The organism is Streptomyces sp. GB4-14 (assembly GCF_022696125.1).
GTDB lineage: Bacteria > Actinomycetota > Actinomycetes > Streptomycetales > Streptomycetaceae > Streptomyces > Streptomyces werraensis.
Genome location: NZ_RZHO01000002.1, coordinates 2,466,722 through 2,482,199, shown reverse-complemented (window position 1 = coordinate 2,482,199; position 15,478 = coordinate 2,466,722). Strand labels below are relative to the sequence as shown.

The 15,478-nt window shown below is 67.5% G+C and carries 27 protein-coding genes; 26 read left to right on the top strand and 1 reads right to left on the bottom strand.

Translation table 11 applies throughout. From position 1 onward, the window contains the following. Position 1 precedes the first annotated feature (1 nt). The 26 genes from rpsS to truA all read left to right on the top strand — a co-directional run bounded on the left by rpsS (position 2) and on the right by truA (position 14,518). Positions 2-283, top strand: coding sequence for a 30S ribosomal protein S19 (gene rpsS / locus ELQ39_RS12390; RefSeq protein ID WP_004984529.1), 282 nt, complete (start codon positions 2-4; stop codon positions 281-283). 43 nt (positions 284-326) lie between these two features. Beyond that, entirely contained in the window at positions 327-674 is a 348-nt protein-coding gene (gene rplV / locus ELQ39_RS12385; RefSeq protein ID WP_006130776.1) for a 50S ribosomal protein L22, read from the top strand. Further along, a complete protein-coding gene (gene rpsC, locus ELQ39_RS12380) occupies positions 674-1,501 on the top strand; it encodes a 30S ribosomal protein S3 (RefSeq protein WP_004927271.1) in 828 nt (275 codons plus the stop codon). The genes rplV and rpsC overlap by 1 nt, the downstream gene beginning before the upstream one ends. 5 nt (positions 1,502-1,506) lie before the next feature. Continuing rightward, complete coding sequence (gene rplP, locus ELQ39_RS12375) at positions 1,507-1,926, top strand: 50S ribosomal protein L16 (protein ID WP_004984526.1); 420 nt, start codon at positions 1,507-1,509, stop codon at positions 1,924-1,926. Beyond that, on the top strand, positions 1,926-2,150 hold the full coding sequence (gene rpmC, locus ELQ39_RS12370) for a 50S ribosomal protein L29 (RefSeq protein ID WP_003974259.1): 225 nt from the start codon (positions 1,926-1,928) through the stop codon (positions 2,148-2,150). The genes rplP and rpmC overlap by 1 nt, the downstream gene beginning before the upstream one ends. Continuing rightward, on the top strand, positions 2,147-2,434 hold the full coding sequence (rpsQ, locus tag ELQ39_RS12365; protein ID WP_019526950.1) for a 30S ribosomal protein S17: 288 nt from the start codon (positions 2,147-2,149) through the stop codon (positions 2,432-2,434). The genes rpmC and rpsQ overlap by 4 nt, the downstream gene beginning before the upstream one ends. A gap of 95 nt (positions 2,435-2,529) precedes the next feature. After that, on the top strand, positions 2,530-2,898 hold the full coding sequence (gene rplN / locus ELQ39_RS12360; RefSeq protein ID WP_003998823.1) for a 50S ribosomal protein L14: 369 nt from the start codon (positions 2,530-2,532) through the stop codon (positions 2,896-2,898). A 2-nt stretch (positions 2,899-2,900) separates the two neighbouring features. Continuing rightward, positions 2,901-3,224 (top strand): 50S ribosomal protein L24, encoded by a 324-nt coding sequence (gene rplX, locus ELQ39_RS12355; RefSeq protein WP_026244146.1) that lies wholly within the window; start codon positions 2,901-2,903, stop codon positions 3,222-3,224. Further along, positions 3,224-3,781 (top strand): 50S ribosomal protein L5, encoded by a 558-nt coding sequence (gene rplE / locus ELQ39_RS12350; RefSeq protein WP_190004953.1) that lies wholly within the window; start codon positions 3,224-3,226, stop codon positions 3,779-3,781. Before rplX ends, rplE begins: the two co-directional genes overlap by 1 nt. A gap of 5 nt (positions 3,782-3,786) precedes the next feature. Further along, positions 3,787-3,972, top strand: a complete 186-nt coding sequence (locus tag ELQ39_RS12345; RefSeq protein WP_003948630.1) for a type Z 30S ribosomal protein S14 — start codon at positions 3,787-3,789, stop codon at positions 3,970-3,972. Positions 3,973-4,183: 211 nt separating this feature from the next. Then, positions 4,184-4,582, top strand: a complete 399-nt coding sequence (gene rpsH, locus ELQ39_RS12340; RefSeq protein WP_006130772.1) for a 30S ribosomal protein S8 — start codon at positions 4,184-4,186, stop codon at positions 4,580-4,582. Positions 4,583-4,606: 24 nt separating this feature from the next. After that, on the top strand, positions 4,607-5,146 hold the full coding sequence (gene rplF / locus ELQ39_RS12335; RefSeq protein WP_019526954.1) for a 50S ribosomal protein L6: 540 nt from the start codon (positions 4,607-4,609) through the stop codon (positions 5,144-5,146). A 3-nt stretch (positions 5,147-5,149) separates the two neighbouring features. Further along, a complete protein-coding gene (gene rplR / locus ELQ39_RS12330; RefSeq protein ID WP_004984518.1) occupies positions 5,150-5,533 on the top strand; it encodes a 50S ribosomal protein L18 in 384 nt (127 codons plus the stop codon). 36 nt (positions 5,534-5,569) lie between these two features. After that, on the top strand, positions 5,570-6,175 hold the full coding sequence (rpsE, locus tag ELQ39_RS12325) for a 30S ribosomal protein S5 (protein WP_004984517.1): 606 nt from the start codon (positions 5,570-5,572) through the stop codon (positions 6,173-6,175). Between the two features lie 2 nt (positions 6,176-6,177). Next, positions 6,178-6,360: a 50S ribosomal protein L30 gene (rpmD, locus tag ELQ39_RS12320; protein WP_003974250.1), complete on the top strand. Its 183-nt coding sequence runs from the start codon at positions 6,178-6,180 to the stop codon at positions 6,358-6,360. A 2-nt stretch (positions 6,361-6,362) separates the two neighbouring features. Further along, positions 6,363-6,818 (top strand): 50S ribosomal protein L15, encoded by a 456-nt coding sequence (gene rplO / locus ELQ39_RS12315; protein ID WP_006130771.1) that lies wholly within the window; start codon positions 6,363-6,365, stop codon positions 6,816-6,818. Between the two features lie 243 nt (positions 6,819-7,061). Beyond that, positions 7,062-8,375, top strand: coding sequence for a preprotein translocase subunit SecY (gene secY / locus ELQ39_RS12310; RefSeq protein ID WP_190004952.1), 1,314 nt, complete (start codon positions 7,062-7,064; stop codon positions 8,373-8,375). Further along, complete coding sequence (locus ELQ39_RS12305) at positions 8,375-9,028, top strand: adenylate kinase (RefSeq protein WP_190004951.1); 654 nt, start codon at positions 8,375-8,377, stop codon at positions 9,026-9,028. The genes secY and ELQ39_RS12305 overlap by 1 nt, the downstream gene beginning before the upstream one ends. Positions 9,029-9,187: 159 nt before the next feature. Then, positions 9,188-10,024 (top strand): type I methionyl aminopeptidase, encoded by an 837-nt coding sequence (gene map / locus ELQ39_RS12300; protein WP_242591908.1) that lies wholly within the window; start codon positions 9,188-9,190, stop codon positions 10,022-10,024. A 196-nt stretch (positions 10,025-10,220) separates the two neighbouring features. Then, positions 10,221-10,442: a translation initiation factor IF-1 gene (gene infA / locus ELQ39_RS12295; protein WP_004927214.1), complete on the top strand. Its 222-nt coding sequence runs from the start codon at positions 10,221-10,223 to the stop codon at positions 10,440-10,442. Positions 10,443-10,501: 59 nt separating this feature from the next. Further along, positions 10,502-10,615, top strand: a complete 114-nt coding sequence (gene rpmJ / locus ELQ39_RS12290) for a 50S ribosomal protein L36 (RefSeq protein WP_003974245.1) — start codon at positions 10,502-10,504, stop codon at positions 10,613-10,615. Between the two features lie 192 nt (positions 10,616-10,807). After that, the gene (gene rpsM / locus ELQ39_RS12285) at positions 10,808-11,188 is read left to right on the top strand and encodes a 30S ribosomal protein S13 (RefSeq protein WP_019526959.1); all 381 of its coding nucleotides are present in this window, start codon (positions 10,808-10,810) and stop codon (positions 11,186-11,188) included. Between the two features lie 66 nt (positions 11,189-11,254). After that, positions 11,255-11,659, top strand: coding sequence for a 30S ribosomal protein S11 (rpsK, locus tag ELQ39_RS12280; RefSeq protein ID WP_003956432.1), 405 nt, complete (start codon positions 11,255-11,257; stop codon positions 11,657-11,659). Between the two features lie 157 nt (positions 11,660-11,816). Next, complete coding sequence (locus ELQ39_RS12275; RefSeq protein ID WP_003966937.1) at positions 11,817-12,839, top strand: DNA-directed RNA polymerase subunit alpha; 1,023 nt, start codon at positions 11,817-11,819, stop codon at positions 12,837-12,839. 191 nt (positions 12,840-13,030) lie between these two features. After that, positions 13,031-13,531, top strand: coding sequence for a 50S ribosomal protein L17 (gene rplQ / locus ELQ39_RS12270; protein ID WP_190004949.1), 501 nt, complete (start codon positions 13,031-13,033; stop codon positions 13,529-13,531). 147 nt (positions 13,532-13,678) lie between these two features. Next, complete coding sequence (gene truA, locus ELQ39_RS12265) at positions 13,679-14,518, top strand: tRNA pseudouridine(38-40) synthase TruA (protein ID WP_443334336.1); 840 nt, start codon at positions 13,679-13,681, stop codon at positions 14,516-14,518. Between the two features lie 19 nt (positions 14,519-14,537). Here truA and ELQ39_RS12260 read toward each other — a convergent pair whose 3' ends face one another. Next, a complete protein-coding gene (locus ELQ39_RS12260) occupies positions 14,538-15,419 on the bottom strand; it encodes a hypothetical protein (RefSeq protein WP_242591907.1) in 882 nt (293 codons plus the stop codon). Positions 15,420-15,478 lie beyond the last annotated feature (59 nt).

The window sequence follows — 15,478 nt, the reverse complement described above, 5'->3', positions numbered from 1 at the left end:
GATGCCTCGTAGCTTGAAGAAGGGACCCTTCGTCGACGACCACCTGATCAAGAAGGTGGACGCGCAGAACGAAGCCGGTACCAAGAACGTCATCAAGACCTGGTCCCGTCGCTCGATGATCGTCCCGGCGATGCTGGGCCACACGATCGCGGTGCACAACGGCAAGACCCACATCCCGGTGTTCGTCACCGAGTCGATGGTCGGTCACAAGCTCGGCGAGTTCTCGCCGACGCGGACCTTCCGGGGTCACGTCAAGGAAGACCGGAAGTCGAAGCGCCGCTAGGGCGCGGATCGCAACAGACACGTAAGTAACTGGAAGGACAACCATGGAAGCCAGGGCCCAGGCGCGGTACATCCGCGTCACGCCCATGAAGGCCCGCCGCGTGGTGGACCTCATCCGTGGCATGGACGCCACGGAGGCCCAGGCCGTCCTGCGATTCGCTCCGCAGGCAGCCTCGGTTCCGGTGGGCAAGGTGCTGGACAGCGCCATTGCCAACGCCGCGCACAACTACGACCACACCGACGTCGACAGCCTCTTCATTTCCGAGGCCTACGTCGACGAGGGCCCGACCCTGAAGCGGTTCCGTCCGCGCGCCCAGGGCCGCGCCTACCGGATCCGCAAGCGGACCAGCCACATCACCGTGGTCGTCAGCAGCAAGGAAGGAACCCGGTAATGGGCCAGAAGGTAAACCCGCACGGGTTCCGGCTCGGTGTCACGACCGACTTCAAGTCGCGTTGGTACGCCGACAAGCTGTACAAGGACTACGTCAAGGAAGACGTCGCCATCCGTCGGATGATGACGTCCGGCATGGAGCGCGCCGGCATCTCCAAGGTCGAGATCGAGCGCACCCGTGACCGTGTGCGTGTGGACATCCACACCGCGCGTCCGGGCATCGTGATCGGCCGCCGTGGCGCCGAGGCCGACCGCATCCGCGGTGACCTCGAGAAGCTCACCGGCAAGCAGGTCCAGCTGAACATCCTCGAGGTCAAGAACCCCGAGACCGACGCTCAGCTGGTCGCGCAGGCCGTCGCCGAGCAGCTCTCCTCCCGCGTCTCCTTCCGCCGCGCCATGCGCAAGAGCATGCAGTCGGCGATGAAGGCGGGCGCCAAGGGCATCAAGATCCAGTGCGGCGGCCGCCTCGGCGGCGCCGAGATGTCCCGCTCGGAGTTCTACCGCGAGGGCCGCGTGCCCCTGCACACGCTCCGCGCGAACGTGGACTACGGCTTCTTCGAGGCCAAGACGACCTTCGGCCGCATCGGCGTGAAGGTCTGGATCTACAAGGGCGACGTCAAGAACATCGCCGAGGTCCGCGCCGAGAACGCCGCTGCCCGCGCCGGCAACCGCCCGGCCCGTGGCGGTGCCGACCGCCCGGCCCGTGGTGGCCGCGGTGGCGAGCGTGGCGGTCGCGGTCGCAAGCCGCAGCAGGCTCCCGCTGCCGAGGCCCCCAAGGCCGAGGCTCCGGCGGCCGCTCCGGCTGAGAGCACCGGAACGGAGGCCTGACCACCATGCTGATCCCCCGTAGGGTCAAGCACCGCAAGCAGCACCACCCGAAGCGCAACGGCATGTCGAAGGGTGGCACGCAGGTTGCGTTCGGCGAGTACGGCATCCAGGCGCTCACCCCGGCGTACGTGACGAACCGCCAGATCGAAGCGGCTCGTATCGCCATGACCCGCCACATCAAGCGTGGCGGCAAGGTCTGGATCAACATCTACCCGGACCGCCCCCTCACCAAGAAGCCGGCCGAGACCCGCATGGGTTCCGGTAAGGGCTCCCCGGAGTGGTGGGTGGCCAACGTCAAGCCCGGACGCGTCATGTTCGAGCTGTCGTACCCCAACGAGAAGATCGCGCGCGAGGCCCTGACCCGTGCGGCTCACAAGCTGCCGATGAAGTGCAAGATCGTCAAGCGCGAGGCAGGTGAAGCGTGATGTCGGCCGGTACCAAGGCGTCAGAGCTGCGCGAGCTGGGCAACGAGGAGCTTCTGGCGAAGCTCCGCGAGGCCAAGGAAGAGCTGTTCAACCTCCGCTTCCAGGCGGCCACGGGTCAGCTCGAGAACCACGGTCGGCTCAAGGCCGTCCGCAAGGACATCGCGCGGATCTACACCCTGATGCGTGAGCGCGAGCTGGGCATCGAGACGGTGGAGAGCGCATGAGCGAGAACAACGTGACTGAAGAGACGAAGGCCGCCCGCGGTTTCCGCAAGACCCGTGAGGGTCTGGTCGTCAGCGACAAGATGGACAAGACCGTCGTCGTCGCCGTCGAGGACCGCGTGAAGCACGCGCTGTACGGCAAGGTCATCCGCCGTACGAACAAGCTCAAGGCGCACGACGAGCAGAACGCCGCGGGTGTCGGCGACCGCGTCCTCCTCATGGAGACCCGGCCGCTGTCCGCGACGAAGCGCTGGCGCGTCGTCGAGATCCTCGAGAAGGCCAAGTAATTCCTGCGGGCAAACCCGCAGGACAGTTCCGCCAGGCTCCGGGAGCCGCTCGCTGAGCGGCTCCCGGGGAACCGGCAGACATTCAGGAGATAGACGTGATCCAGCAGGAGTCGCGACTGCGTGTCGCCGACAACACGGGTGCGAAGGAGATCCTCTGCATCCGTGTGCTCGGTGGCTCCGGTCGCCGCTACGCGGGTATCGGTGACGTCATCGTCGCCACCGTCAAGGACGCGATCCCCGGTGGCAACGTGAAGAAGGGTGACGTCGTCAAGGCGGTCATCGTTCGCACCGTCAAGGAGCGCCGCCGTCCGGACGGCTCGTACATCCGCTTCGACGAGAACGCCGCCGTCATTCTCAAGAACGACGGCGACCCTCGTGGCACCCGTATCTTCGGCCCGGTGGGCCGTGAGCTGCGCGAGAAGAAGTTCATGAAGATCATCTCCCTCGCGCCGGAGGTGCTGTGAGCATGAAGATCAAGAAGGGCGACCTGGTCCAGGTCATCACCGGCAAGGACAAGGGCAAGCAGGGCAAGGTCATTGCCGCTTTCCCGCGCGAGCAGCGCGTCCTGGTCGAGGGTGTCAACCGGGTCAAGAAGCACACCAAGGCCGGTCCGACGGCTCGCGGTTCCCAGGCCGGCGGCATCGTCACCACCGAGGCCCCGATCCACGTCTCCAACGTCCAGCTGGTCGTGGAGAAGGACGGCAAGAAGGTCGTGACCCGCGTCGGCTACCGCTTCGACGAAGAGGGCAACAAGATCCGCGTTGCCAAGCGGACGGGTGAGGACATCTGATGACGACCACCACCACTCCGCGCCTGAAGACGAAGTACCGCGAGGAGATCGTCGGCAAGCTGCGTGACGAGTTCAAGTACGAGAACGTCATGCAGGTGCCGGGCCTCGTCAAGATCGTGGTCAACATGGGTGTGGGCGACGCCGCCCGCGACTCCAAGCTGATCGAGGGCGCCATCCGCGACCTCACCACGATCACCGGTCAGAAGCCGGCCGTCACCAAGGCCCGCAAGTCCATCGCGCAGTTCAAGCTGCGTGAGGGTCAGCCGATCGGTGCCCACGTCACGCTCCGTGGCGACCGCATGTGGGAGTTCCTGGACCGCACCCTGTCGCTCGCGCTGCCGCGCATCCGCGACTTCCGCGGCCTGTCCCCCAAGCAGTTCGACGGCCGTGGCAACTACACCTTCGGTCTCACGGAGCAGGTCATGTTCCACGAGATCGACCAGGACAAGATCGACCGCGTCCGGGGTATGGACATCACCGTGGTGACCACGGCGACCAACGACGAAGAGGGCCGTGCCCTTCTCCGTCACCTCGGCTTCCCGTTCAAGGAGGCGTGAGCGAGATGGCGAAGAAGGCTCTCATCGCGAAGGCTGCTCGCAAGCCCAAGTTCGGTGTGCGTGGCTACACCCGCTGCCAGCGCTGCGGCCGTCCCCACTCCGTGTACCGCAAGTTCGGCCTGTGCCGCGTGTGCCTTCGTGAGATGGCTCACCGTGGCGAGCTGCCGGGCGTGACCAAGAGCTCCTGGTAATCCGGTAGTTCCGGACTCCCAGGGCTCTCGGTAAGCAATGGGAACGGCAGGAGCCCCGCTCCGCATGGCTTAGGCTTGTGGGGTTGGGCACCTGCCGTGCCCGTACGACTTACTACGCCGTAGGTCCACCGCGCCGCACCCGTCCCGTCTCGGATCGGGGAGAGGGATGGCGCACCAGGAAACCCCGGCGAGAGAGGCCGAAGGCCAATTCATGACCATGACTGATCCGATCGCAGACATGCTTACGCGTCTGCGGAACGCGAACTCGGCATACCACGACACCGTGTCGATGCCGCACTCGAAGATCAAGTCGCACATCGCGGAGATCCTCCAGCAGGAGGGCTTCATCACGGGCTGGAAGGTCGAGGACGCCGAGGTCGGCAAGAACCTCGTCCTGGAGCTGAAGTTCGGCCCCAACCGTGAGCGCTCCATCGCGGGCATCAAGCGGATCTCCAAGCCCGGTCTCCGGGTGTACGCGAAGTCCACCAACCTGCCGAAGGTGCTCGGCGGCCTCGGCGTGGCGATCATCTCCACGTCGCACGGGCTCCTCACCGACAAGCAGGCCGGCAAGAAGGGCGTGGGTGGGGAAGTCCTCGCCTACGTCTGGTAGCAGAAGGGAACGGAGGAAACAGCTATGTCGCGCATCGGCAAGCTCCCCATCGCGGTTCCCGCCGGCGTGGACGTCACCATCGACGGCCGCACGGTCGCGGTCAAGGGCCCCAAGGGCACGCTGACCCACACCGTCGTGGCGCCGATCGAGATCGCCAAGGGTGAGGACGGCGTCCTGAACGTCACCCGCCCCAACGACGAGCGTCAGAACAAGGCCCTGCACGGCCTGTCCCGCACGCTGGTGGCGAACATGATCACCGGCGTGACCCAGGGTTACGTGAAGAAGCTCGAGATCAGCGGTGTCGGTTACCGCGTTGTCGCCAAGGGTTCGAACCTGGAGTTCTCCCTCGGCTACAGCCACCCGATCACGGTCGAGGCCCCGGAAGGCATCACCTTCAAGGTGGAGTCCCCGACCCGGTTCTCGGTCGAGGGCATCGACAAGCAGAAGGTCGGCGAGGTTGCGGCCAACATCCGCAAGCTGCGCAAGCCCGACCCGTACAAGGCCAAGGGCGTCAAGTACGAGGGCGAAGTCATCCGCCGCAAGGTCGGAAAGGCGGGTAAGTAAGCCATGGCATACGGGCAGAAGATCCTCAAGGGCGACGCGTACAAGCGTGCTGCTATCAAGCGTCGTCACATCCGGATCCGCAAGAAGGTCGCCGGCACCGCCGAGCGTCCTCGCCTGGTCGTGACCCGTTCCAACCGCCACATCGTGGCGCAGGTGATCGACGACCTGAAGGGTCACACCCTGGCGTCGGCGTCCACCCTGGACGCGTCGATCCGCGGCGGCGAGGGCGACAAGTCCGCGCAGGCCAAGCAGGTCGGCGCCCTGGTCGCCGAGCGTGCCAAGGCCGCCGGTGTCGAGGCCGTCGTGTTCGACCGTGGTGGCAACCAGTACGCCGGGCGCATCGCCGCCCTGGCGGACGCCGCCCGCGAAGCCGGGCTCAAGTTCTGAGCCGCTTGTAGCTAGCGGAAAGAGAGAGGTAATCCAATGGCTGGACCCCAGCGCCGCGGTGGCGGCGCCGGTGGCGGCGAGCGGCGGGACCGGAAGGGCCGTGACGGCGGCGCTGCTGCCGCCGAGAAGACCGCGTACGTCGAGCGCGTCGTCGCGATCAACCGTGTCGCCAAGGTTGTGAAGGGTGGTCGTCGCTTCAGCTTCACCGCGCTGGTCGTGGTGGGCGACGGTGACGGCACCGTGGGTGTCGGATACGGCAAGGCCAAGGAGGTGCCGGCCGCCATCGCCAAGGGCGTTGAGGAGGCCAAGAAGCACTTCTTCAAGGTCCCCCGCATCCAGGGCACCATCCCGCACCCCATCCAGGGTGAGAAGGCTGCCGGCGTCGTGCTGCTCAAGCCCGCGTCCCCGGGTACCGGTGTGATCGCCGGTGGTCCGGTGCGTGCCGTGCTCGAGTGCGCCGGTATCCACGACGTGCTGTCGAAGTCGCTCGGCTCCGACAACGCCATCAACATCGTGCACGCGACCGTGGAGGCCCTGAAGGGCCTGCAGCGTCCCGAGGAGATCGCGGCCCGCCGTGGTCTGCCGCTCGAGGACGTCGCTCCCGCGGCTCTGCTGCGTGCGCGTGCCGGGGCGGGTGTGTGATCATGGCGCAGCTCAAGATCACGCAGGTGAAGTCCTACATCGGCAGCAAGCAGAACCACCGTGACACCCTGCGCTCCCTTGGTCTCAAGGGCATCAACACGCAGGTCGTCAAGGAGGACCGCCCCGAGTTCCGCGGCATGGTGCACACCGTCCGCCACCTCGTGACGGTCGAGGAGGTCGACTGATCATGGCGGAGAACAACCCGCTCAAGATCCACAACCTCCGTCCGGCCCCGGGCGCCAAGACCGCCAAGACCCGTGTGGGTCGTGGTGAGGCGTCGAAGGGTAAGACGGCCGGTCGTGGTACGAAGGGCACCAAGGCCCGCTACCAGGTTCCGGAGCGCTTCGAGGGTGGCCAGATGCCCCTCCACATGCGTCTCCCGAAGCTGAAGGGCTTCAAGAACCCGTTCAAGACCGAGTACCAGGTCGTGAACCTGGACAAGCTCGCCTCCCTCTACCCCGAGGGCGGAGAGGTCACGGTCGAGGACCTGGTCGCCAAGGGTGCCGTGCGCAAGAACAGCCTCGTCAAGGTCCTGGGCCAGGGCGAGATCTCCGTGGCGCTGCAGGTGACGGTCGACGCCGTCTCCGGCTCCGCCAAGGAGAAGATCACCGCCGCCGGCGGTACCGTCACCGAGCTCGTCTGACTCCGTCAGGTGTCTCGATGACATAGAGCGATCCCGACCGGGGATACCCCACAAATGGGGTATCCCCGGTTGGTCGTTCCTAGGGCGGTGGTGTCGCCGGTAAGGTGGCCTGCGCTGCCCATTCACCCCGGGAGCCCCTCGCGGGGCACTCAGGGCGGCAGTTGACCGTTAAGAATTCGTCCTCAGTCGGAATCTCAGACCATCACCCTTGACGCAGTTGCGCGGGGGGTCGCAGGAGGCACCGTGCTCACCGCGTTCGCCCGGGCGTTCAAGACGCCCGACCTGCGCAAGAAGCTGCTCTTCACGCTCGGCATCATCGTGGTGTACCGCGTCGGTACGCACATCCCCATCCCGGGTGTCGACTACCGGAACGTCCAGACCTGTATCGACGCCGCCCAGGCGAACCAGGGCCTGTTCGGTCTGGTGAACATGTTCAGCGGCGGCGCGCTGCTCCAGATCACGGTCTTCGCGCTCGGGATCATGCCGTACATCACGGCGAGCATCATTCTGCAGCTGCTGACCGTGGTGATCCCGCGCCTGGAAGCCCTGAAGAAGGAGGGGCAGGCCGGCACGGCGAAGATCACGCAGTACACCCGTTACCTGACGATCGCGCTCGCCGTCCTCCAGGGCACGGGCCTGGTGGCCACCGCCCGCAGCGGCGCCCTCTTCCAGGGCTGCCCGGTCGCGAGCCAGATCGTCCCCGACCAGTCGATCTTCGTGACCATCACCATGGTCATCACCATGACCGCCGGCACGGCCGCCGTCATGTGGCTCGGTGAGCTCATCACCGACCGCGGCATCGGCAACGGCATGTCGATCCTGATGTTCATCTCGATCGCCGCCACCTTCCCCTCCGCCCTGTGGGCCATCAAGGAGCAGGGCAGCCTGGCGGACGGCTGGATCGAGTTCGGCACCGTCATCGCCGTCGGTCTGGTCATGGTCGGTCTGGTCGTCTTCGTCGAGCAGGCCCAGCGCAGGATCCCCGTCCAGTACGCGAAGCGCATGATCGGCCGCCGGTCCTACGGCGGCACGTCGACCTACATCCCGCTGAAGGTCAACCAGGCGGGTGTGATCCCGGTCATCTTCGCCTCGTCGCTGCTGTACATCCCGGCGCTGATCGCGCAGTTCTCCAGCGGCACCTCGGGCTGGAAGACCTGGATCGAGGGGCACCTCGTCCGCGGTGACCACCCGATCTACGTGACGCTGTACTTCTTGCTCATCGTCTTCTTCGCGTTCTTCTACGTGGCCATCTCGTTCAACCCCGAGGAAGTCGCGGACAACATGAAGAAGTATGGTGGCTTCATCCCGGGCATCCGGGCTGGCCGACCGACCGCTGAGTACCTGAGCTACGTACTCAACCGGATCACCTGGCCGGGTTCGCTGTACTTGGGTCTGATCGCTCTCGTACCGACGATGGCGTTGGTTGGTTTCGGGGCAAACCAGAACTTCCCGTTCGGCGGGACGAGCATCCTGATCATCGTGGGTGTCGGTCTCGAGACGGTGAAGCAGATCGAGAGCCAGCTCCAGCAGCGCAATTACGAAGGGTTCCTCCGCTGATGCGAATCGTCCTCGTCGGGCCGCCGGGTGCTGGGAAGGGCACACAGGCAACCCGCCTTGCCGAGAAACTGCGCATCCCGCACATCTCCACGGGCGACCTGTTCCGCGCCAACATCAGCCGGCAGACCGAGCTGGGAAAGCTCGCCAAGTCCTACATGGACGCCGGTGACCTCGTCCCCGACGAGGTCACCATCGCCATGGCCAAGGACCGCATGGCGCAGCCGGACGCCGAGAACGGCTTCCTGCTGGACGGCTTCCCGCGCAACGTGTCGCAGGCCGAGGCGCTGGACGAGCTGCTCAAGAGCGAGGGCATCAAGCTGGACGCGGTGCTCGACCTCGAGGCCCCCGAGGACGAGGTCGTGAAGCGGATCGCCGGACGGCGCGTCTGCCGCAAGGACTCCGCGCACGTCTTCCACGTGACGTACAGCCCGCCGAAGCAGGAGGGCGTCTGCGACGTCTGCGGCGGCGAGCTGTACCAGCGCGACGACGACTCCGAGGAGACCGTCCGCACGCGCCTGGAGGTCTACCACACGCAGACCGAGCCGATCATCGACTACTACCGGGCCCAGGGCCTGGTGGTGACCATCTCCGCGATGGGTCCCGTCGACGAGGTCACCGGTCGGGCGCTGGAGGCGCTGAAGAGCGGCCAGTGATCCGTCCCGCCGCCTGCACAGCCGCGGTTCCCCCCGAGGGGCCGCGGCTGTGGCGTGGGCGGGGTCCGTGCAGCCGCCCGCGCGGCACCCGGGCGGCTCGCGCCCGTATCGTTGGAAGCGTCCGTACTCCTCCACTGGTCCAGAAAGGCCGTCGTCCCCATGGTGCAGATCAAAAGCCCTGAGCAGATCGCCAAGATGCGCGAGGCGGGGCTGGTCGTCGCCGCCATCCACGCGGCCACCCGCGAGGCCGCGGTGCCCGGGGCCTCCACCAAGGATCTGGACCAGGTCGCCCGCAAGGTGCTCGCCGAGCACGACGCCAAGCCGAACTTCCTCGGCTACGGCGGCTTCCCCGCCACCATCTGCACCTCGGTGAACGAGGTCGTGGTCCACGGCATCCCGTCCGACGACGTGATCCTCAAGGACGGGGACATCATCTCCGTCGACTGCGGCGCCATCGTCGACGGCTGGCACGGCGACGCCGCCTACACCGCCTTCGTCGGCTCCGGTCACTCCCCGGAACTGGTCGAGCTCTCCCGGGTCACCGAGGAGTCGATGTGGGCCGGCATCGCGGCCATGAAGCAGGGCAACCGGCTGGTCGACATCTCCCGCGCGATCGAGACGTACATCCGCCGCCAGCCGAAGCCCGGCGGCGGCAAGTACGGGATCATCGAGGACTACGGCGGCCACGGCATCGGCACCGAGATGCACATGGACCCGCACCTGCTGAACTACGTCGACCGCAAGCGCGGCAAGGGTCCGAAGCTGGTGCCCGGCTTCTGCCTGGCGATCGAGCCGATGGTCTCCCTCGGCACCCCGCGCACCGAGGTCCTCTCCGACGACTGGACGGTCATCACGACCGACGGCACCTGGTCCTCCCACTGGGAGCACTCGGTCGCCCTCACCGAACAGGGCCCCCTGGTCCTGACCGCCCCCGACGGCGGCAAGGCCAAGCTGGCGGAGATGGGCATCACGGCGGCGCCGGACCCGCTGGCCTGACGACGGCCCTGCCCCCGCCCGTCCGCCGGAGTCGACCGTTGGGTTAGGGATCTCCCGCGGAGGGCAGGATCTCTCGATTCGTGTTTCCGGGTGCGCTGACGTAGACTGACTCGTCGGCTCTGGTGCACCCGCATGTCCGCATGTGGTCACGGTGCACTGAAGAGTCGATCAAGGTAGTCGATTCGAAGGGCGAAGCGTGGCCAAGAAGCAAGGTGCCATCGAGATCGAGGGCACTGTCGTCGAGTCTCTGCCGAACGCCATGTTCAGGGTCGAGCTCCAGAACGGCCACCAGGTCCTGGCACACATCAGCGGCAAGATGCGCATGCACTACATCCGCATCCTCCCTGACGACCGGGTCGTGGTGGAGCTGTCTCCGTACGACCTCACGCGTGGCCGGATCGTCTACCGGTACAAGTAGATCTTGCCCGCTCCCCGGCCCGCCGGGGTGATGGCACTGACCCGGAGAACCTCACACCCATGAAGGTCAAGCCGAGCGTCAAGAAGATCTGCGACAAGTGCAGGGTGATCCGCCGTCACGGTCGGGTCATGGTCATCTGCGACAACCCGCGCCACAAGCAGCGCCAGGGCTGACCGCAGCACTGATCCACCCTCTGCGCCTCCCGCAGACTTCGCGCGACGCGAGCAACACACGTTCATACGCAGGACCCGAGCCGCACGGCTCGACACCCCCGGCTCGGAGGCCGGGGACCCGGCCCGTACCTGGTACGGCGGGCGGGGAGCCGGTTCTGTGGAAGACCTCCGACAACCAACTGGAGCCATTGAATGGCACGCGTTTCCGGTGTTGACATCCCGCGCGACAAGCGCGTGGAGATCGCCCTCACCTACGTGTTCGGCATCGGCCGGACCCTTTCGCAGCAGACGCTGGCCGCGACCGGCGTCGACCCGAACACCCGCGTCCGCGACCTGACCGAAGAGCAGCTGGTCGCGATCCGCGAGTACGTCGACAACAACATCAAGACCGAGGGTGACCTCCGTCGCGAGATCCAGGCCGACATCCGCCGCAAGGTCGAGATCGGCACCTACCAGGGTCTGCGTCACCGTCGCGGTCTGCCCGTCCGCGGTCAGCGCACCAGCACCAACGCGCGTACCCGCAAGGGCCCGCGTCGCGCCATCGCCGGCAAGAAGAAGCCGGGCAAGAAGTAGTCCTCAGCGGACTTCGCCGTCCAGCGGTCTTCGCTGTAGGACCGACCACCTCCCGTAGGAGTACAGATGCCCCCCAAGGGTCGTCAGGGCGCTGCCAAGAAGGTGCGCCGCAAGGAAAAGAAGAACGTCGCTCACGGCCACGCGCACATCAAGAGCACGTTCAACAACACGATCGTCTCGATCACGGACCCGTCCGGCAACGTGATCTCCTGGGCCTCCGCCGGCCACGTCGGCTTCAAGGGTTCCCGGAAGTCCACGCCGTTCGCCGCGCAGATGGCCGCCGAGTCGGCCGCCCGCCGCGCCCAGGAGCACGGCATGCGCAAGGTCGACGTGTTCGTCAAGGGCCCGGGTTCCGGTCGTGAGACCGCCATCCGCTCCCTGCAGGCCACGGGCCTCGAGGTCGGCTCCATCCAGGACGTCACCCCGACCCCGCACAACGGCTGCCGCCCGCCGAAGCGCCGCCGCGTCTGACGCAGCGGCCGGCCGGTCGGTCGGTTCCGGTTCCGGGCGGTACGGCTCGCAAGCGCCGTATCGCCCGTACCCTTGCAGTACCCGCACTTGTCACCGGGTGCGGTTTCCGTCGGACGTCAAATAGCGGGCGTCCACGAAAGAAGGATCTGATCCACTCATGCTGATCGCTCAGCGTCCCTCGTTGACCGAAGAGGTCGTCGACGAATTCCGGTCCCGGTTCGTGATCGAGCCGCTGGAGCCGGGCTTCGGCTACACCCTCGGCAACTCCCTCCGCCGCACCCTCCTGTCGTCGATCCCCGGTGCCGCTGTCACCAGCATCCGCATCGACGGCGTCCTGCACGAGTTCACCACCGTGCCGGGCGTCAAGGAGGACGTCACCGACCTGATCCTCAACATCAAGCAGCTGGTCGTCTCCTCGGAGCACGACGAGCCGGTCGTGATGTACCTGCGCAAGCAGGGCCCGGGTCTGGTCACCGCCGCCGACATCGCGCCCCCGGCCGGTGTCGAGGTGCACAACCCGGACCTCGTCCTCGCCACGCTCAACGGCAAGGGCAAGCTGGAGATGGAGCTGACCGTCGAGCGCGGTCGCGGCTACGTCTCCGCCGTGCAGAACAAGCAGGTCGGCCAGGAGATCGGCCGGATCCCGGTCGACTCGATCTACAGCCCCGTGCTGAAGGTCACCTACAAGGTCGAGGCGACCCGAGTCGAGCAGCGCACCGACTTCGACAAGCTCATCGTCGATGTCGAGACCAAGCAGGCGATGCGTCCGCGTGACGCCATGGCCTCCGCCGGCAAGACCCTGGTCGAGCTGTTCGGTCTCGCCCGCGAGCTGAACATCGACGCCGAGGGCATCGACATGGGTCCGTCCCCGACGGACGCCGCCCTCGCCGCCGACCTGGCGCTGCCGATCGAGGAGCTGGAGCTCACGGTCCGGTCGTACAACTGCCTCAAGCGTGAGGGCATCCACTCCGTGGGTGAGCTCGTCGCGCGGTCCGAGGCGGACCTGCTCGACATCCGGAACTTCGGTGCGAAGTCCATCGACGAGGTCAAGGCCAAGCTGGCCGGCATGGGCCTCGCGCTCAAGGACTCGCCTCCCGGGTTCGACCCCACCGCTGCCGCGGACGCCTTCGGGGCGGACGACGACGCGGACGCGGGTTTCGTGGAGACCGAGCAGTACTGAGCTCGGGACCTGCGGTCCGCTGCTGACGGCCGGCCCGTTCCGGCCGGCCGCGCGGTTCCCCGCGCCCCTTCGGGGGCGCGGGTCCTCCGGGACGTCTGCGAAGGCGGCCCGGATCTCCGACAGGCGACCGCCTGCTCGGATACTGACTCCGGTACCTGATACGGCCGGGGCAGACACACAGGAGAGTCACTATGCCGAGGCCCACCAAGGGTGCCCGTCTGGGCGGCAGCGCCGCGCACGAGAAGCTCATGCTCGCGAACCTCGCGAAGGCGCTTTTCGAGCACGGCCGCATCACCACCACCGAGGCGAAGGCGCGCAAGCTGCGTCCCTACGCCGAGCGTCTGGTCACCAAGGCGAAGAAGGGCGACCTTCACAACCGCCGTCAGGTGCTCCAGGTGATCACGGACAAGAGCATCGTCCACACGCTCTTCACCGAGATCGGCCCGCGGTACGAGAACCGTCCCGGTGGCTACACCCGCATCACCAAGATCGGTAACCGTCGTGGCGACAACGCGCCCATGGCCGTCATCGAGCTGGTCGAGGCGCTGACGGTGCAGCAGGCCGCGGTCGGCGAGGCCGAGGCAGCGACCAAGCGGTCCGCGAAGGACGCCGAGGCCGAGGCCGTGGAGACCAAGGTCGACACGACCAAGGGCGACGACGAGGCTGCGGCCGAGGAGTCGAAGGACGCGTAAGCGTTTTTGCGGGGACTGGGTGATCGCCTTGGCCGCGGCTTGCGTCGTGGCTGGTCGCGCAGTTCCCCGCGCCCCTTCGGGGCGTACCGGTGGGCCCGCTTCTTTCGAAGGAGCGGGCCCGCTTCGTTGTGGAAGGGAGATGTCCGGGTGAGTGGTGTGGTGCGGGTTCGGCTGGATCTTTCCTACGACGGGACCGAGTTCTCCGGGTGGGCCAGGCAGGCCGGGGGACGGCGGACCGTGCAGGGGGAGATCGAGGACGCGCTGCGGACCGTGACGCGGTCCGCGACGACGTACGAGCTGACCGTGGCCGGGCGGACCGACGCCGGTGTGCACGCGCGAGGTCAGGTCGCCCACGTGGACCTGCCGCGCGAGGTGTGGGCCGAGCACCGGCCGAAGCTGCTGAAGCGGCTCGCCGGGCGGCTGCCGAAGGATGTGCGGGTGTGGGCGCTGAGGGAGGCGCCGACGGGCTTCGACGCCCGCTTCTCGGCGATCTGGCGGCGCTACGCCTACCGCGTCACCGACAACCCCGGCGGCGTCGACCCGCTGCTCCGCAACCATGTGCTGTGGCACGACTGGCCGCTCGACGTGGACGCCATGAACGAGGCCGCCCGCGGACTGCTCGGCGAGCACGACTTCGCCGCCTACTGCAAGCGGCGCGAGGGCGCGACGACCATCCGCACCCTCCAGGAGCTGAGCCTGGTGCGCGGCGACGACGGGATCATCACGGCCACCGTGCGGGCCGACGCCTTCTGCCACAACATGGTGCGCTCGCTGATCGGCGCGCTGCTGTTCGTCGGCGACGGACACCGCACGCCGGACTGGCCCGCGAAGGTCCTGGCGGCAGGCGTACGGGACTCGGCGGTCCATGTCGTACGCCCGCACGGTCTGACCCTGGAGGAGGTCGGCTACCCGGCCGACGAGCTCCTGGCGGCCCGCAGCGTCGAGGCACGCAACAAGCGGACGCTCCCGACGGCCGGCTGCTGCTGACCCGCTCCGGGCGGCGGGGTCAGCCGGCCGCCGCCGCCGACGCCTGGGCCTCGCCCCTGCGGCGGATCTGACGGTACGTGAACTCCTGGAGGTCGTCACCGGTCTTGAAGACGGCCTTGTCCTTCTCCGTCACGTCCTTGCCGCTGGTGAAGCCGGACAGCGTGAAGTAGGCGTAGCGGCCGTAGGCGTTGGTGGTGGAGCGGCAGACCGCGCCGACGCAGAAGTCCTTCACCCCGCCGCCGGACAGCGACTTGACGATGCTCTTCTCGTCCGCCTGCTGCTTGGCCTTCGTCGCCTGCGCCTCGGTCGCGAAGACCGCCACGCCGACCGTCACCGCCACGCCGTCCCGGCTGTAGGTGACACGGATCAGCCGCGTGCACCTGTTGTCGGTGAGGACCTTGGGGAGCGTGGCCTTCGCCGCGGACGCGCAGTTCCTCGTGTCCGCCGTCGGGCCCTTCTTGTAGACCGTGTCGCCCATGGTCAGCTGCGTGCCCGGGAACAGGATGTCGGGGCTCAGCGGCGCCTTGTCCTTCTGGTCGCTGGCGACGAAGTCCTTCGGGTCCAGCGGGGGCGGAGCGCTCGTCGGCTCGAACGACGGCACCGTGCCCGTGGCGCTCGGCAGGTCGGAGATGCCGGGCAGCTGGGACTCGGCGCCCGGGGAGGCCTGGTTGGAGCCGCCCGCCGACACGACGGCGACCGCCACCGCGGTGCCTATCGCCACGGCGGCGAGTGCGCCGCCGCCTATGAACAGCAGCCGGCGCCGCTTGGCGCGCGCCTCGGACGCGTCGGCGAGCGCCGCCCAGTCGGGTGACCCGCCGGCGCTGCCGCCGTTCCACGGCTGCTGCGAATTCGGTTTCCAGGGATCCCACTGCTGCGAGGACCCCCCCTGCCCAAAGCTCATGGGGCGCATCTTAGACGGGGCAAGGGGTGTGCTGGTCCGCCTCAACGGGCCTCCGAGGC

Coding starts and splice junctions, on each gene's coding strand:
- rpsQ (WP_019526950.1), top strand. CDS start 2,147: ATGAGCGAGAACAACGTGACTGAAGAGACGAAGGCCGCCCGCGGTTTC.
- rpsC (WP_004927271.1), top strand. CDS start 674: ATGGGCCAGAAGGTAAACCCGCACGGGTTCCGGCTCGGTGTCACGACC.
- rpmJ (WP_003974245.1), top strand. CDS start 10,502: ATGAAGGTCAAGCCGAGCGTCAAGAAGATCTGCGACAAGTGCAGGGTG.
- rpsK (WP_003956432.1), top strand. CDS start 11,255: ATGCCCCCCAAGGGTCGTCAGGGCGCTGCCAAGAAGGTGCGCCGCAAG.
- map (WP_242591908.1), top strand. CDS start 9,188: ATGGTGCAGATCAAAAGCCCTGAGCAGATCGCCAAGATGCGCGAGGCG.
- rplQ (WP_190004949.1), top strand. CDS start 13,031: ATGCCGAGGCCCACCAAGGGTGCCCGTCTGGGCGGCAGCGCCGCGCAC.
- rpsH (WP_006130772.1), top strand. CDS start 4,184: ATGACCATGACTGATCCGATCGCAGACATGCTTACGCGTCTGCGGAAC.
- rplP (WP_004984526.1), top strand. CDS start 1,507: ATGCTGATCCCCCGTAGGGTCAAGCACCGCAAGCAGCACCACCCGAAG.
- rplF (WP_019526954.1), top strand. CDS start 4,607: ATGTCGCGCATCGGCAAGCTCCCCATCGCGGTTCCCGCCGGCGTGGAC.
- ELQ39_RS12275 (WP_003966937.1), top strand. CDS start 11,817: ATGCTGATCGCTCAGCGTCCCTCGTTGACCGAAGAGGTCGTCGACGAA.
- rpsM (WP_019526959.1), top strand. CDS start 10,808: ATGGCACGCGTTTCCGGTGTTGACATCCCGCGCGACAAGCGCGTGGAG.
- ELQ39_RS12345 (WP_003948630.1), top strand. CDS start 3,787: ATGGCGAAGAAGGCTCTCATCGCGAAGGCTGCTCGCAAGCCCAAGTTC.
- ELQ39_RS12260 (WP_242591907.1), bottom strand. CDS start 15,419: ATGAGCTTTGGGCAGGGGGGGTCCTCGCAGCAGTGGGATCCCTGGAAA.
- rplE (WP_190004953.1), top strand. CDS start 3,224: ATGACGACCACCACCACTCCGCGCCTGAAGACGAAGTACCGCGAGGAG.
- rplR (WP_004984518.1), top strand. CDS start 5,150: ATGGCATACGGGCAGAAGATCCTCAAGGGCGACGCGTACAAGCGTGCT.
- rpsE (WP_004984517.1), top strand. CDS start 5,570: ATGGCTGGACCCCAGCGCCGCGGTGGCGGCGCCGGTGGCGGCGAGCGG.
- rplX (WP_026244146.1), top strand. CDS start 2,901: ATGAAGATCAAGAAGGGCGACCTGGTCCAGGTCATCACCGGCAAGGAC.
- ELQ39_RS12305 (WP_190004951.1), top strand. CDS start 8,375: ATGCGAATCGTCCTCGTCGGGCCGCCGGGTGCTGGGAAGGGCACACAG.
- rpmC (WP_003974259.1), top strand. CDS start 1,926: ATGTCGGCCGGTACCAAGGCGTCAGAGCTGCGCGAGCTGGGCAACGAG.
- rplV (WP_006130776.1), top strand. CDS start 327: ATGGAAGCCAGGGCCCAGGCGCGGTACATCCGCGTCACGCCCATGAAG.
- rpmD (WP_003974250.1), top strand. CDS start 6,178: ATGGCGCAGCTCAAGATCACGCAGGTGAAGTCCTACATCGGCAGCAAG.
- rpsS (WP_004984529.1), top strand. CDS start 2: ATGCCTCGTAGCTTGAAGAAGGGACCCTTCGTCGACGACCACCTGATC.
- rplO (WP_006130771.1), top strand. CDS start 6,363: ATGGCGGAGAACAACCCGCTCAAGATCCACAACCTCCGTCCGGCCCCG.